Genomic DNA, 15492 nt, shown 5'->3' with positions numbered 1-15492 from the left:
GCCGATGGTCCAGGTCGATCGTGGCGAGCACCTGCGTGCAGGGGAGTGGCTCGATCCGAACCGGGAGTACTGGGAGGGGCGTGCCGGCGACGGCGCGCCCCTCCGGGCGTTCGGGGCGACGGTGCCGACCGGGGCGCGGGTCCTGCACCTGCAGTGCGGTGTCGGGGGCGACGCGCTCCTGCTCGCCGAGCGGGGCGAGGACGTCATCGGCGTCGACTTCTCGATGCCGGCGATCCGGCTGGCCCGCGAGGCGGCGCGCGAGCGCGGTCTCGCCGAGCGGACCCGCTTCGTCTGCGCCAACCTCTACGAGCTGCGGCACATGCTGCCCGAGCCCGACGCCTTCGACGCCGTCGTGACGACCCTGGACGCGGTCGCCTGGCTCCCCGATCTCGAGGAGTGGGCGCGGATCGTCGAGTGGTTCGTCGCACCGGGTGGGACCGCGGTGATCGGCGCACAGGCGCGGCCGCGCGTCGACGACCCGGCGGTGCGCACCTGGGAGCGCTCGGCGGATCAGGTCGCGGAGGCTCTCCGGGCGACCGGTCTCGAGGTCGCCGCGAGCGCCCTCGACGGTGTCGCGTGGACGGCGACGAAGCCCGTCTGAGCCGCCGAGCACGGCACTGCCCGCTCCGGATGCCCGCTCGATTTGCATCGGTCCTGATCCCCGTGTAGTGTCTCTTCTTGTGCCGCGGGGTGGAGCAGTTCGGTAGCTCGCTGGGCTCATAACCCAGAGGTCGTAGGTTCAAATCCTGCCCCCGCAACAAGAAGACGGAAGCCGGTCGCGAAAGCGGCCGGCTTTCGTCGTTAACGGCGGCGTCCCACGGCGCTACGAGGCCGCGCCGATGACGCTCAGCACGTTGCCCGACGGGTCGCGGAACCAGGCGATCGTCGGTCCCCGCCCGCGCATCACGCCGTTCTCGTCGGTCGGCATCTCGCTGTCCGAGTAGATCTTGGTGACGACGCCGGAGTCGTTGAGCGCTGCGACCGCCGCGTCGACGTCCTCGACGGCGAAGTTGAGGATCGTGAACTCGGCCGGCACGTGGCTCGGCTTCGGGTAGGCGATGGCGCTCCCGCCGCCGGGCAGGGCGATGTCGAGGATCCCCATCGCGTTGACCGACACGTCCAGCCCGAGGACGTCGCCGTAGAACGCCCTCGCCGCCTCGACGTCCCGCACGCTGAACCCGCTGAAGGCCCGCTCGCTCCGGATCATGACCGCACTCCCGTCCGCGCAGCGCCGTCGCCGCGTCCTGCGCGCGACGCTACTCCGCCGGTCGGTGGATCACGAGGAGCACGCTGCACTGCGACTGCGACTGCATGCTGGTCGAATAGCCCCGCAGGGGCGTATCGAGACCCACCGTCGCCAGCAGTACAGCCCTGCAGACGCATCCTTCTGACGCCGGTGGATCTCGATACGCCCGCTCCGCGGGCTACTCGATCAGCATGAGGGGCCCGCTGCGCGGGCTACTCGATCAGCATGAGGGGCCCGCTGCGCGGGCTACTCGATCAGCATGAGGGGCCCGCTGCGCGGGCTACTCGATCAGCAGGAGCGGCCCGCTCCGCGGGCTGCTCGATCCGAGTGTGCCGGAGGCGCGTCCGCCCCGCATGCTGGTCGAGTAGCCCGCAGGGCGTATCGAGACCCACCATCGCCCCGCCGCCGCGTCGACCCCGAGTCGCTCGGTGTGTCGGCCCGGGGCGCACGCTATCCTCGTCCGGGATGCGAAGGGTGCTGGTGTGAGCGACGAACAGGTGGACGAGACCGCAGGAGCGACCCGGGACGGGTCCCCGAGCGAGGGGATCCACCTCACCCGCCGGAGCCGGCGGGACGCCGAATCCGCCGCACAAGCTCAGCGTCCGACCCCCCGCACCCGGCCGGTGCCCGTCGCCCCCGTCGCGGTGCGCACACCCGTCCTCGCGACGGTGGCGCCCGTCCGTCGGCGCCGCGGTCGCGTCCTCCGCACGACGGTCAGCACGGTCGCGGCCGCCGCCATCGCCGGCATGGTCGCCGTGATGGCCCTTCCCGCCTACTCCTTCGACCCCGCCCCCGACTCGCAGGCCGCGATCGAGGCCGCCGCCCGCATCCAGGCGCTCGGCAACCAGAAGCTCACGGTCGCGTCGACCGCCGTGCAGGAGCAGGTCATCCGCGACTCCTTCACCGCCCCCACCCAGGCGCAGCTCGACGAGGCCGCCGCGCAGGCGCGCGCCCTGGCCGCCGCCGCGGAGAAGGCCGCCGCCGATGCCGCGGCTGCCGCCGCCGCCGCAGCCGCCGAGGAGGCCTCCGGCACGTCCTCGGCCGCCGCTTCCCCGACCCGCTCGGGCGGCACCAGCAGCTCCGTCACCCCCCGCGAGGAGGGTGATGACTACCCCTGGCGCGACGCGCTGACCGACGACCAGGGCGGCGGCCTCTCGCCGCTGCGCTACTACTACCGCGAGTGCGTCGACTTCGTCGCCTGGCGCCTCAACCGCGACCAGGGCTCCACCGGCGCACCGTTCAAGTGGACCTGGGGCAATCTGACCCCCGGTGGCGGCAGCGCCTACGCCTGGGCCGGCCAGTGGGCCTCGCACGGCTGGGAGACCAGCACGACGCCCGTCCCCGGCGCCGTCGCCTGGTTCAACGGCAACCACGTCGCCTACGTGCAGTCCGTGAACGGCGACGGCACCGTCTCACTCGAGGAGTACAACTGGGGCAACGACCACGCGTACCACGCGCGGACGATCCCGGCCTCGAGCGTCCCGCTCTTCCTCTACCCGCCGAGCTGATGGCGGCGCAGCGCAGAGCCTCGACGCGCAAGGCCGCCCAGCCCGCGAGTGCGGCGGCCGTCGGCTTCGCCGTCGCGCAGTTCGCTCCGACCGACGACCGGGCGGCGAACCTCGCGGTGATCCGCCGCCTCGCCGGCGTCGCCGCTCAGCGCGGTGCGAGCGTCGTGGTCCTGCCCGAGTACAGCTCGTTCTTCGTCGATCCGCTCGGCCCCGAGCTCGTCGCCGCGGGCGAGGCGCTCGACGGCCCGTTCGTTCAGGGACTCGGCGAGATCGCGCGCGAGCTCGGCGTCCACCTGGTGGCGGGCATGGTCGAGTCCGTCGACCACGGCAAGCGGATCGCCAACACCCTCGTCGCGGTCGAGCCCGGGGGAACGGTCGTCGCCACCTACCGCAAGCTGCACCTCTACGACGCCTTCGGTCAGACCGAGTCCGACTGGGTCGCGCCGGGCGAGATCGGCGTGCCGCAGACCTTCGAGGTGGGCGGCCTCGTCGTCGGCCTGCAGACCTGCTACGACCTGCGCTTCCCGGAGGTGACCCGCTGGCTCGTCGACGCGGGCGCCGACGTGGTCGCAGCCCCCGCCGAATGGGTCCGCGGCCCGCTCAAGGAGGCGCACTGGCGCACCCTCGTCACCGCCCGCGCGCTGGAGAACACGATCTACCTCGTCGCGGCCGACCAGACCCCGCCGATCGGCGTCGGGACGAGCATGATCGTCGACCCCATGGGCGTCGAGATCGCCACGCTCGGCGAGGTCGAGGACGTCGCGGTCGCCTGGCTCTCGCAGGAGCGCATCGCCGCGGCCCGGGAGAGGAACCCCGCGCTCGCGCTGCGGCGCTTCGAGGTCCGCCCCGTCCGGGCCGGCCGCCGGTCAGCCGCGGCGCGCGAGTCCCGCTAGCCGCTCGGCCGCGCTGTCGAGCACCTCGAAGCGCTTGCAGAACGCGAATCGCACCAGCGAGCGGTAGGCGTCCGCGTCCTCGGCGCTGCAGAACGCCGAGACCGGCACCGCCACCACTCCGGCGAGCCCGGGCAGCGCCCGGCAGAAGGCGACCCCGTCGTCCCAGCCGAGCGGAGCCGCATCCGCGACGACGAAGTACGACCCCGCCGACGGCGACACCGTGAAGCCGGCCGCCGCGAGTCCGGCGGAGAGCACGTCGCGCTTGCGCTCCAGCGTCGCCGCGATGCCGGTGAAGAAGGAGTCGGGCAGCCCGAGGCCGACGGCGACCGCGCCCTGGAACGGCGACCCGCTGACATAGGTGAGGAACTGCTTCACCGCGAGCACCGCGGTGATCAGCGCGCGCGGCCCGGTGATCCAGCCGATCTTCCAGCCGGTGGTGCTGAAGGTCTTGCCCGCGGAGGAGACGGTGAGCGTGCGCTCCCGGGCGCCGGGCAGCGTCGCGATCGGCACATGGCCGCCGTCGAAGCGCAGGTGCTCGTAGACCTCGTCGGTGACGATCAGCGCGTCGTGCCGGTGCGCGAGCCGCACGATCAGCTCCCGGGTCTCGGCGGGCAGCACGGAGCCGGTCGGGTTGTGCGGGTCGTTGACGAGGACGACGCGGGTGCGGTCGGTGACGGCGGCCGTCAGCTCCTCGTGGTCGACGTGGAAATCCGTCCCCCGCAGCGGGACCGTGCGGTGCACACCGCCGGCCAGGGCGATCAGCGCGCCGTAGGCGTCGTAGTGCGGAGTGAAGGTGACGACCTCGTCACCGGGCTCGAGGAGCGCGAGCAGCGTCGCCGCGAGCGCCTCCGTGGCGCCGGTGGTGACCAGCACCTCGCCGTCCGGGTCGACCTCCAGCCCGTAGAAGCGGCGCTGGTGCGCGGAGACCGCCTCACGGAGCACCGGGAAGCCCGGCCCCGGCGGGTACTGGTTGAGGCCCGCGGAGATCGCCGCGCGCGCCGCCTCGAGCACCTCCTGCGGTCCGTCCTCGTCCGGGAAGCCCTGACCGAGGTTGATCGCCCCGGTGCGCGCGGCGAGCGCGCTCATCTCGCTGAAGACGGTGGCGGCGACCTCGCCGCTCGGGCCGAGAAGACCGGCGCCGGCGGCGGCGCGGGTCCAGGATCCGTGGATGCTCACCCCGCCAGTCTGGCGGCTGGAGCCCCCGCGGGCGCGTCGGCGGGCATTGGCGTGCCGCTCGCAGGCGCGTCATAAGGAACGCACAGGTTCTCTGGTCAAGCTATCCCCGCTTGGAAGGAGCACCACCCATGACCGAGAGTCACGACGGTCCTCGTCAGCCGGAGGATCCCCGCACGCCGGAGGATCGCCGCCACGAGGCGAACCAGCCCATCTCCGGCGAGCACACCCCCGGACAGCCCACCACCCCGCTGGGCACCGGAGAGCCGTCGTCGTCCACCGGGCCCACCGAGCCCCTCCCGTCCTACACGTCGAACTCGGCGGAGGGGAACCAGGCACAGCCGGTCCCGCCGACCCCGCGCTACGGCCAGTTCGCCCCTCCCGCCGCGCACACCGTGCAGAGCACCGAGCAGCCGCCCGTCGGCGAGCAGGGCTCGTTCGGCGGCGGCCAGCCCCCGGTCGGCCCACCCACCGCCACCAAGCGCCGCGCCGGTGTCGGCGTCGTCGCGGCCCTCGCCATCGGCGCGGTCGTCGGCGGAGTAGCCGGGGCCGGCGTCTTCGGCCTCTGGTCCGCCTCCAACGGAGCCGGCACCCGCGTCGTCTCCTCGAGCGGCTCGCAGACCATCACGGTGAACAACGCCGAGGACGCGACCACCGCGACCGCCGTTGCCGCGAAGGCCACCCCGAGCGTCGTGACGATCGCCGTCGCCGGCAGCTCCTCGTCCGGCACCGGCTCGGGCATCGTGCTCTCGAAGGACGGCTACGTCCTCACCAACACCCACGTCGTGACCCTCGACGGCCAGATCTCGGACGGCGCGGTCACCGTGACCACGCAGGACGGCCGCATCTTCACCGCGACCATCGTGGGCACCGACCCGACACTCGATCTCGCCGTCATCAAGCTGGCCGACGCGACCGACCTGGTCCCGATGACCTTCGCCGACTCGACCGAGGTCAACGTCGGCGACACGGCCGTCGCGATCGGCGCGCCGCTGGGTCTCTCCGGCACCGTCACCGACGGCATCGTGAGCGCGCTCAACCGGAGCATCCAGGTCGCCTCCTCCGCCGCCCCCGACGACTCGGGCGACAGCTCGAGCGGCAGCACCGAGAGCCCGTTCAACTTCGACATCCCCGGCCAGACCCAGCAGACGCCGGCGACCAGCACCATCTCGCTGCCCGTCATCCAGACGGACGCGGCGATCAACCCCGGCAACTCGGGCGGCGCGCTGCTCGACAGCGACGGCGAGCTGATCGGCGTCAACGTGGCGATCGCGAGCGCGGGGCAGTCCTCGAGCTCGAGCGGGCAGTCCGGCAACATCGGCGTCGGCTTCGCGATCCCGAGTGCCATCGCCGAGCGCGTCGCGAAGGAGATCATCGCGAACGGCTCCGCCACCCACGGCCTGCTCGGCGCGAGCGTCTCGGACTCCACCCAGGACGTCCTCGGCGCGAAGATCCAGGAGGTGACCAGCGGCGGTGCCGCGCAGGCCGCCGGCCTGGCCGCAGGCGACATCGTGACCGGAGTGGCCGGGACGCCGATCACGAGCGCCTCGGACCTCACCGCCCAGGTGCGCGCGCAGGCCGCGAACGCCGACGTGAAGCTGACCTACGTGCGCAACGGCAAGACCTTCGAGGTCGACGTCACGCTCGGCACCATGGCCACCAGCTGACTCCTTCCGCAGTGAGCGGCAGCCCCCGGGGATCCGTCCCCGGGGGCTGCTCCGCGTCCGCGGGGCGGTGCGCGACCCGCTGGTAGTGTGGGGCGCCCGCGTCCGGCCAGGACGCCCGGCCCCGCCTCACGAACTGGACCCATGCAGCCCGAGACCCCGACGGACGACCTCCCCGATCTGCCCGGCGTCTCCTACGTGATGCCCGTGCTCAACGAGGTCACACACGTGCGGGCAGCGGTCGACTCCCTGCTGGCTCAGGACTACACCGGGCCCTTCGACGTCGTCCTCGCGCTCGCGCCCAGCATCGACGGCACCGAGCGGCTCGTCGCCGAGCTCAGCGCGGCCGACGAGCGGATCCGCGTCGTGGCGAATCCCGTCGGCTCGACGCCGGCCGGACTGAACGCCGCGATCCGCGCCTCGCGGCACCCCGTCGTCGTCCGCGTCGACGCGCACTCCGTCCTGCCGCCCGAGTACGCGCGGATCGCCGTCGAGGCGCTGCAGCGCTCGGGCGCCGCGAACGTCGGCGGAGTGATGGCGGCCGAGGGGCTGACGCCGTTCCAGCGCGCCGTCGCCCGCGCCTACGGCTCGCGGATCGGCCTCGGCGGCACCCCGCACCACGTCGGCGGCGAGGAGGGCCCGGCCGACACGGTCTACCTCGGCGTCTTCCGCCGCTCCGCCCTCGAGCGCGCCGGGCTCTTCGACGAGCGCTTCAAGCGCGGCCAGGACTGGGAGCTCAACCGTCGGCTGCGCGAGGCGGGCGGACTCGTCTGGTTCACCCCGCGGCTCACCGTCACCTACCGGCCCCGGCCGTCGATGCGGGCGCTGCTGCGGCAGTTCCTCTCCACCGGGATGTGGCGGGGCGAGCTGACCCGGCTGTTCCCGGCCTCGCGGTCCCTGCGCTACTTCGCACCCCCCGTCCTCGTGGCGCTGCTCGCCCTCGGCCTGCTCGCCGGGGTCGCCGGAGCGCTGCAGGCGCTGCTCGGCGCAGCGCCGTGGCTCCTGCTCGGGCTCGTCGTCCCGGTCGGCTACCTCGCGCTCGTCGCGGCGGCCACGATCGCCGTCGCCCGCGTCGACGGACCGCGCGCCATGCTGTGGTTCCTCGTCGTGATCCCCGCCATCCACGTGGCCTGGGGCACCGGCTTCGTGCTCGGCTTCGCGGGCCTCACCAGCAACATCGCGGCGCACCGCCACCACCCCGCGGCCGACTCCGCCGCCGACTCCGCGAGGGACGCATGACCAGCACCGCCAGACCGCGATCGATCGCCGAGCTCCGCGCGGTCGCCCAGCCGCCCGAGGTCCGCGGACGGCGCAACGCCGAGCACTGGACGGCGTCGCTCTACCTGCGCCGCTTCTCGCCGTACCTGACCATGCAGCTGCTGCGCACCTCGATCTCGGCCAACGGCGTGACCGGGCTGATGATCCTCGTGGGCTGGAGCGCGGCCGCGGCGCTGCTGATCCCCGGGATCGGCGGCGCCGCCCTCGCGCTGATCCTCGGCCAGCTGCAGATGCTCGTCGACTGCTGCGACGGCGAGGTCGCGCGCTGGCGCCGCACCTCGTCGCCCGCCGGCGTCTTCCTCGACAAGGTCGGCCACTACACGACCGAGTCGCTGATCCCGATCGCGCTCGGGCTGCGCGCCGCCGGGATCCCCTTCGACGCCCCCGAGGACTTCCTCTGGACCTCGATCGGCCTCGCGCTCGCGCTGGTGATCGTGCTGAACAAGGCGCTCAACGACATGGTGCACGTCGCCCGGGCGAACGCCGGGCTGACGAAGCTCGCCGACACGAAGGGGGAGGCGACGCCGTCCTCCTCCGCTCTCGCACGCCTGCGCCGTGCCGCGCGGTTCGTGCCGTTCCACCGGCTGTACCACTCGGTCGAGCTGACCATGCTGGCCTTCGCCGCGAGCCTGGTCGGGCTGGTCGTCGGCGCCGGAACGGCCGACCGGGTGCTGGTGTCGGCGCTGCTGCCGCTCGCGCTCCTCGCGCTCGTCGGCCACTTCGTCGCGATCATGGCGTCCAAGCGTGTCCGGTCCTGAGCCGGGCGCGCTGCCGCGCGTCGGCGTCGTCGTCCTGACCCAGGGCACGCGGCCCGACGACCTCGCGGCCGGGCTCGCGAGCGTCCTCGCCCAGGAGGGCGTCGAGCTCGACGTCGTCTGCGTCGGCAACGGCTGGGCACCCGAGGGACTGCCCGAGGGGGTCCGCGCGCTCGCCCTCCCGGAGAACCTCGGCATCCCGGCCGGCCGCAACGCCGGCGTGCCGGCCGTCGCGGGGGAGTACCTGTTCTTCCTCGACGACGACGCGCGCGTGCCGTCGCCGAGCTTCCTCCGCGACGCGATCGCGCTGCTCGCCTCGCCCCGCCGGATCGGCATGGTGCAACCGCGGGTCGACAGCATCGACGGCACGCCCGCGCCCCGGCGCTGGACCCCGCGCATCCTCAAGGGCGACCCGCGCCGCTCCGGACCCGTCTTCTCGGTCTGGGAGGGCGCGGTGGTGCTGCGCCGCGACGTCTTCGAGCGGACCGGCGGCTGGGCCGCTCCCTTCTTCTACGCGCACGAGGGCATCGAGCTGGCCTGGCGGGTCTGGGACACCGGGCGCAGCACCTGGTACGCGGGCGAGCTCGTCGCCCAGCACCCGGTGATCCAGCCGACCCGGCACGCCGACTACTACCGGCTGAACGCCCGCAACCGGGTGTGGCTCGCCCGCCGCTCGCTGCCGGCTCCGCTCGCGCTCGCCTACGTCGGCTCGTGGACCGCGATCCAGTGCCTCCGCTGGCGGAACGACCGTCCGGCGCTCCGGTCCTGGTTCGCCGGCTGGCGCGAGGGCTGGACCGCCGACCCCGGGGAGCGCCGCATTCTGGCAGGCCGGACGCTGCTGCGCATGACGGTCGCCGGGCGTCCCCCGATCGTCTAGCATCGGGGAATCCGCCCCCCGCCGGGCGGACGCCCCTCGGAAGGACGACGGTGTTCGATTCGACGCAACTCCCCTCGACAGTTCTGCCCGGTGCAGTGCTGGCCGAGCCGGTACCCACCCCCGACGACCTGATCGCGGCCGTGCGCTCCCGCGTGGACGCCCTCGGCGGACCGGTCGAGGATCCGGAGTTCCAGTCTCGCCTGGACGCCCGCCTCCCGCGGCTGGTCGACCTGCTCGCCGCGGTCTACGCGCATCGCGACGACCTCGTCGAGCAGATCGTCGCCCTGGTCGAGCTCGCCGCGACCTCCTGGCAGGAGCGCCCGGAGGACCTGCGCGCGCTCGATCGTGCCCGCGGGCAGCACCCGGACTGGTTCCTCTCCAACAAGGCCCTCGGCGGCGTCTGCTACGTCGACCGCTTCGCCGGCGACCTCGCGGGTCTGCGCGCCGAGATCCCGTACTTCCGCCAGATCGGGCTCAACTACCTGCACCTGATGCCGGTCTTCGACGCTCCGGAGGGCGAGTCCGACGGCGGCTACGCGGTGTCCAGCTACCGCCGCGTGCGCCCGGACCTCGGCGACATGGACGATCTGCGCCTGCTCGCGGCCGAGCTGCGCGAGCACGGCATCGCGCTGGTCGTCGACTTCGTCTTCAACCACACCTCGAACGAGCACGAGTGGGCGCGGAAGGCGCTCGCGGGCGAGCAGCGCTACGAGGACTACTACTGGATCTACCCCGACCGCGAGCAGCCGGACGCCTTCGAGCGCACGACCCGAGAGATCTTCCCGGACGACCACCCCGGCTCCTTCGTGCAGCTCGAGGACGGCCGCTGGGTGTGGGCGACGTTCCACCGCTACCAGTGGGACCTCAACTACTCGAACCCCGAGGTCTTCCGCGCGATGGCCGGCGAGATGCTCTTCCTCGCCAACCAGGGCGTCGATGCGCTGCGGATGGACGCGGTCGCCTTCATCTGGAAGGAGCTCGGCACCACCTGCGAGTCCCAGCCCGAGGCGCACCTGCTGCTGCGCGCCTTCAACGAGGTCTGCCGGCTCGCCGCGCCGTCGCTGCTGTTCAAGTCCGAGGCGATCGTGCACCCCGACGAGGTGATCGAGTACATCGACCTCGAGGAGTGCCAGCTCTCCTACAACCCGCTGCAGATGGCGCTGACCTGGGAGGCGCTCGCGACCCGCGACGTCCGGCTGCTCGCCCAGGCGCTCGAGCGGCGGCACGCGCTGCCGGCCGGGACGGCGTGGGTCAACTACGTCCGCGGGCACGACGACATCGGCTGGACCTTCGCCGACGAGGACGCCGCCGAGCTCGGCATCGACGCGGCCGGGCACCGGCGCTTCCTCAACGACTTCTACACCGACCGCTTCGAGGGGACGTTCGCGCGCGGCGTGCCGTTCCAGGAGAACCCGCGTACGGGCGACCGGCGAGTGTCCGGGACGACGGCCTCGCTCGCGGGCGTCGAGGCGGGCGACCCCTACGGGATCGACCGGGTGCTGCTCGCGCACTCCCTCGCCCTCAGCACCGGCGGTCTGCCGCTGCTCTACCTCGGAGACGAGGTGGGACAGCTGAACGACCACGGCTATCTGGACGATCCGAGCACCGCGGGCGACTCCCGCTGGGTGAACCGCCCGCGGCGGCCCGCGGAGCGCTACGCCGAGCGCGAGACCCCGGGGGCCGACGCCGCCGAGATCTTCGGCGGGCTCCTGCACCTGATCGCGGTGCGCAAGCGGACCGACCTCTTCGCGGGCAACGCGCTCACGGTCTTCGACGCGGTCAACGACCACGTTCTCGGCTACCAGCGCCCCGGCGACGGCGAGGCCGTGCTCGTCCTGGCCAACGTCTCCGACGAGGCGCAGGAGGTCGCGCCGGAGCGCTTCGGCGGCTTCGCCCCCGAGGCGGTCGACCTGGTCACCGAGATCGCCGTCGACCTCCGCGAGGGCTTCCGCCTCGCCCCCCTGCAGTTCGTCTGGCTGCGCGTGACGCCGGCGTCCACCTCGCCGACCGAGTAGAGCGCAGAGCCGTGCTGGTCGAGCGGCCCCGCAGATCCACGCTGGTCGAGTAGCCCCGCAGGGGCGTATCGAGACCCACCGTCCGCCAGCTCGCGGTGCCATCCATGCTGGTCGAGTAGCCCCGCAGGGGCGTACCGAGACCCACGGTCGCACGGACTCCGGTGTGCAGAGCCGGCCTTCAGGCCACGGTGGATCTCGATACGCCCGCTGCGCGGGCTACTCGATCAGCATGGTGGTCGCTGCGCGGGCTGCACGATCAGCATGCTGGACACCGCTCCGGCTGCTCGATCGGCATGCTGAACCCCGGCTTGTAGCCTGGAGCGATGACACTCGCACCCCGCGCCGTCCTCTCCCGCCTGCTCCGGGACGCGACGCTGGCGCGCGGAGTGGCCCGCGATCTGCTCACCGCACGGCGGGCCCGCCGCGACGTCGCCCGCGAGCTCGCGGCCCGCGCGCCGCTGACACCCGGCGTGTTCGAGATCGGCGTCTACTTCGCCGACGGCGACATCAACCTCTACCAGCTGCGCCAGTGGTACGCGCCGCTGCAGGAGCTCGCGAAGACCCATCCGGTCGTCCTCCTCTCCCGGAACGCCACCGCCACCCGGGCGCTGCTGCGCGAGAGCCCGATCCCGGTCGCGCACGTGCGCTCCGTCGCCGACCTCGAGACCGCCATCGACGAGCAGCCGCTGCGGATCGTCCTCTACGTCAACCAGAACGCCCGCAACTTCCAGATGATGCGCTACGGGCGCCGCTGGCACGTCTTCGTCAACCACGGCGAGAGCGACAAGATGTACATGACGACCAACCAGTTCAAGGCCTACGACTACAGCTTCATCGCCGGCGACGCCGCGCTCGCGCGCCTGCGCCGCGTGCTCTGGGACTTCGACTTCGACAAGCGCGCCCTCGCCATCGGCCGCCCGCAGGCCGACCACGTCTCCGGCCGCACCCCGTACCCCGCGGACGAGCGGCGCGTCGTCCTCTACGCGCCCACCTGGGAGGGCGACCGCCCTGCCGCCGGCTACGGCTCGATCCGCACCCACGGCGTCGCGCTCACCCGCGCCCTGCTGGCCGACCCCGGCTACCGCCTGGTCTACCGGCCGCACCCGCGCAGCGGCGCCGTGGACCCGGCCTACGGGGCGGCCGACCGTGAGATCGTCGCGCTGATCGCGGCGGCGAACGCAGCGGATCCGGCGGCCCGGCACGTGCACGACACCTCCGCCGAGCTCGGCTGGCAGCTCACCGCCGACATCGCGGTGCTGGACGTCTCGGCCATGGTCTACGACCGGCTCGCGACCGGCCGCCCGCTGCTGGTCACCCGGCCGATCAGCCCGGCGGCCGAGGTCGACGAGTCCGGCTACCTCGGCGACGCGGAGTGGCTGCGCGCCGAGGACGCGACCGCGATCGTCGCCCGGCTCAAGAGCGTCGAGCACGACGAGGCGGCGGTCGAGCGCCTCGAGCGCTGGGTCGCCCACTACTTCGGCGACACGAGCCCCGGAGCCGCGACCGCCCGCTTCCACGCGGCGATCGAGCAGCTGCTCGCCGAGTGGGACCGGCACGCCGAGCTGCACCGCGACGACGCCGCCGTCGACGAGCACGATCCCGAGCGCTGAGCGGGCCGCCGGCCACCTCTCCGGCGCCCGTCCGTCAAGCCTTCTCCCGCGGCGCGGGCGGCCGTCCGCGCCCCGCTACGCTCGACGCATGATCACCCCGCGCGCCTTCGCCCGCTCCCGCCGGCGTGCCGCCGCGCCGGCCCAGCCCGTCGTCGAACCCGACATCGTGGTGTCGAGCGACCCGGAGCGACCGCAGTTCACCATCCGCTCGTTCCGGATCGGCCTGTTCGGCGGTCTCGGCGTGCTCGTCGCCCTCGTGGTCGGCGGGCTCGTCGTCTCGCTGAGCACGGTGCTCACCTACGTCTTCGTCGCGCTGTTCTTCGCCCTCGGCCTCGACCCGCTCGTCTCCTGGCTGGAGAGCAAGAGGATCCCGCGCGCGCTGGCGATCACGATCGTGCTGGCCTCGGTGCTGCTGATCTTCGCCGGGCTGCTCCTCTACATCATCCCGATCCTGATCGAGCAGCTCACCATCTTCGTGACGAGCGCTCCCCGGATCGTCTCCGACATCGCCTCGCAGCCGTGGGTGCTCGACCTGGAGCGGCAGCTCAGCGGCGTCGTCGACGTCGACTCGCTCATCGGCAACGTGCAGAGCTTCATCGGCAACCCGAACAACCTGCTCTCGCTCGGCGGCGGCATCCTCGCGGTCGGCAGCGGCATCGCGAGCGGCGTCACCGGCGCGATCATCGTGCTGATCCTCACCCTCTACTTCCTCGCCTCGCTGCGCTCGATGAAGTCGGTCGCGTACCGCTTCGCGCCCGCCTCCCACCGCCCGAAGGCGCGCGAGGTCGGCGAGGAGATCACCGGCGCGGTCGGCCGCTACGTCGTCGGCCAGGTCTCGCTCGCGGCGGTCAACGGCGTGCTGACCTTCATCCTGCTGCTGATCATCGGCGGCCCGGTGCCGGCGCTGCTGGCCTGCGTGGCCTTCCTCGGCTCGCTGATCCCGCTCGTCGGGACGATCTCGGGCGCCGTCATCATCTCGCTCGCCTGCCTGCTCGCCTCGCCGGTGACGGCGCTCGTCGCGGCGATCTACTATCTCGTCTACATGCAGGTCGAGGCGTACGTCCTCAGCCCGCGGATCATGAACCGCGCCGTGTCCGTGCCCGGCGCCGTCGTCGTCATCGCGGCGGTCGCGGGCGGCACGCTCGCGGGCGTGCTGGGGGCCCTCGTGGCGATCCCCGTGGCGGCGTCGGTGATCATCGTGGTGCAGAAGGTCGTGTTCCCGAGGCAGGACACCAAGTAGGTCCGTCCCGGGGCAGGACTGCGCGTCGCTTCGCGACGGCGCGGGGGCGGCTCGGGGCGCGTCGCTGCGCGACGGCGCGGGTGCGGTACCTCGTCGCGGCTCCTTCCCGCGCGCCTGCGGCGCGCCCGCCAGACCCGAGCCAGGAGCCGCGACGAGGCACCGCACCCGCGCCTCGTGCTCGGTCGGACGGGAGCGCAGCGTCGGCATGCCGGTCGGGCGGCCCCGCAGGGGCCCGTCCATGCTGGTCGAGCAGCCCCGGAGGGGCGTATCGAGACCCGCCGTCGTCAACCGGGAGGATCTGCAGACTCGCCTGCTAACGAAGGTGGATCTCGATAGGCCCGCTGCGCGGGCTACTCGATCAGCATGACGGCGCCGCATCCATGCTGGTCGAGTAGCCCCGGAGGGGCCCATCCATGCTGGTCGAGTAGCCCCGGAGGGGCGTATCGAGACCCGCCGTCCTCTGTGGCGCGGGTCTGCAGATTCGTCCTCCTATGTCGGTGCGGGGTCAGCGGAAGGGCGGCACCGTGCTGTCGACCGTGCTGGTGAAGGCGGTCGCCGACGCCGGGAGATCGGACACGGACCCGGGGGCCGGCACCGCGGGAAGGGTGCGGGTGACCAGGGGGACGGTGCCCGCCCAGACGCCGGGGGTCTGAGCGTCGTCGTCGGACGGGCCGGCGGCGCGGATCTTGAGGCTCGCCTCGGCGAGGGGAAGGCGGAGGACGAGGGTGGCGGCGATCTCGCGCGGGGTGCTCGGGCGGATCTCGGCGGAGCGGCCGGGGAGGAAGCGCTCGGTGAGCAGATCGAGGGCGCGAGCCTTGCCGGGGCCCTCGACGGCCTCGGCGCGGCCGAGGATCATCGCGGAGCGGTAGTTCATCGAGCTGTCGAAGGCGGAGCGGGCGACGACGAGGCCGTCGACCAGGGTCACGGCGACGGTGAGCATCGAGCCGCGCGCGGCCTCGCGCAGGAGGCCGCCGCCGCTGGAGCCGTGCAGGAGGAGGTCGTCGCCGTCGCGGGCGAAGAGGATCGGCAGCACGATCGCGGCGCCGTCGCGAACGACGGCGACGTGCGCGATCAGCGCTTCGTCGAGCAGGGCGTCCAGGGCGCCGCGGTCGAGGACCTGGCGGTCGCGGAGCCGGGTGACGCGGGTGCGGTCGGTGGTGTCGAGGGTGTCCATGGTCCGAGGATCGCGTCTGCACTGGATCTGCGAGAATGCCAGGGAGCCACGGGTCGAGT

The 15492-nt window shown here is 73.1% G+C and carries 13 protein-coding genes and 1 tRNA gene; 11 read left to right on the top strand and 3 right to left on the bottom strand.

What is annotated here, in order from left to right; all coding sequences use genetic code 11:
- The first annotated feature begins 4 nt into the window (after positions 1-4).
- Both EDF22_RS11590 and EDF22_RS11585 read left to right on the top strand, forming a co-directional pair.
- Complete coding sequence (locus tag EDF22_RS11590; RefSeq protein ID WP_123705097.1) at positions 5-601, top strand: bifunctional 2-polyprenyl-6-hydroxyphenol methylase/3-demethylubiquinol 3-O-methyltransferase UbiG; 597 nt, start codon at positions 5-7, stop codon at positions 599-601.
- Between the two features lie 83 nt (positions 602-684).
- Positions 685-758, top strand: a tRNA-Met gene (locus tag EDF22_RS11585).
- Between the two features lie 65 nt (positions 759-823).
- Here the strand turns inward: EDF22_RS11585 and EDF22_RS11580 are convergent.
- Entirely contained in the window at positions 824-1207 is a 384-nt protein-coding gene (locus EDF22_RS11580; protein ID WP_123705096.1) for a VOC family protein, read from the bottom strand.
- 521 nt (positions 1208-1728) lie between these two features.
- Here EDF22_RS11580 and EDF22_RS11575 point away from each other — a divergent pair.
- Positions 1729-2754 carry a CHAP domain-containing protein gene (locus EDF22_RS11575; RefSeq protein ID WP_148059181.1) on the top strand — a complete coding sequence of 342 codons (1026 nt, stop codon included), beginning with the start codon at positions 1729-1731 and terminating at the stop codon, positions 2752-2754.
- The gene (locus tag EDF22_RS11570) at positions 2754-3647 is read left to right on the top strand and encodes a carbon-nitrogen hydrolase family protein (protein ID WP_123705094.1); all 894 of its coding nucleotides are present in this window, start codon (positions 2754-2756) and stop codon (positions 3645-3647) included. The genes EDF22_RS11575 and EDF22_RS11570 overlap by 1 nt, the downstream gene beginning before the upstream one ends.
- Here the strand turns inward: EDF22_RS11570 and EDF22_RS11565 are convergent.
- Positions 3621-4823 (bottom strand): pyridoxal phosphate-dependent aminotransferase, encoded by a 1203-nt coding sequence (locus tag EDF22_RS11565; protein ID WP_123705093.1) that lies wholly within the window; start codon positions 4821-4823, stop codon positions 3621-3623. The genes EDF22_RS11570 and EDF22_RS11565 overlap by 27 nt on opposite strands.
- Before the next feature lie 128 nt (positions 4824-4951).
- On the opposite strand from EDF22_RS11565, the gene EDF22_RS11560 reads away from it, so the two are divergent.
- The 7 genes from EDF22_RS11560 to EDF22_RS11530 all read left to right on the top strand — a co-directional run bounded on the left by EDF22_RS11560 (position 4952) and on the right by EDF22_RS11530 (position 14259).
- On the top strand, positions 4952-6487 hold the full coding sequence (locus EDF22_RS11560; RefSeq protein ID WP_123705092.1) for a S1C family serine protease: 1536 nt from the start codon (positions 4952-4954) through the stop codon (positions 6485-6487).
- Positions 6488-6628: 141 nt separating this feature from the next.
- Positions 6629-7723: a glycosyltransferase family 2 protein gene (locus tag EDF22_RS11555; RefSeq protein WP_123705091.1), complete on the top strand. Its 1095-nt coding sequence runs from the start codon at positions 6629-6631 to the stop codon at positions 7721-7723.
- Positions 7720-8520 carry a CDP-alcohol phosphatidyltransferase family protein gene (locus EDF22_RS11550; RefSeq protein WP_123705090.1) on the top strand — a complete coding sequence of 267 codons (801 nt, stop codon included), beginning with the start codon at positions 7720-7722 and terminating at the stop codon, positions 8518-8520. The genes EDF22_RS11555 and EDF22_RS11550 overlap by 4 nt, the downstream gene beginning before the upstream one ends.
- Positions 8507-9394, top strand: a complete 888-nt coding sequence (locus EDF22_RS11545; protein WP_123705089.1) for a glycosyltransferase family 2 protein — start codon at positions 8507-8509, stop codon at positions 9392-9394. Before EDF22_RS11550 ends, EDF22_RS11545 begins: the two co-directional genes overlap by 14 nt.
- A gap of 140 nt (positions 9395-9534) precedes the next feature.
- Complete coding sequence (locus tag EDF22_RS11540) at positions 9535-11409, top strand: amylosucrase (protein WP_397460166.1); 1875 nt, start codon at positions 9535-9537, stop codon at positions 11407-11409.
- 323 nt (positions 11410-11732) lie between these two features.
- Complete coding sequence (locus EDF22_RS11535) at positions 11733-13019, top strand: hypothetical protein (RefSeq protein ID WP_260303428.1); 1287 nt, start codon at positions 11733-11735, stop codon at positions 13017-13019.
- Between the two features lie 88 nt (positions 13020-13107).
- Positions 13108-14259 (top strand): AI-2E family transporter, encoded by a 1152-nt coding sequence (locus EDF22_RS11530; protein ID WP_123705088.1) that lies wholly within the window; start codon positions 13108-13110, stop codon positions 14257-14259.
- Between the two features lie 505 nt (positions 14260-14764).
- Here EDF22_RS11530 and EDF22_RS11525 read toward each other — a convergent pair.
- Positions 14765-15433, bottom strand: coding sequence for a pyridoxamine 5'-phosphate oxidase family protein (locus tag EDF22_RS11525; protein ID WP_123705087.1), 669 nt, complete (start codon positions 15431-15433; stop codon positions 14765-14767).
- Between the last annotated feature and the right edge of the window lie 59 nt (positions 15434-15492).

It is taken from the genome of Rathayibacter sp. PhB127 (assembly GCF_003751665.1).
In the GTDB taxonomy this organism is placed as follows: domain Bacteria; phylum Actinomycetota; class Actinomycetes; order Actinomycetales; family Microbacteriaceae; genus Rathayibacter; species Rathayibacter festucae.
This window is presented reverse-complemented; position numbering and strand designations above follow the sequence as displayed.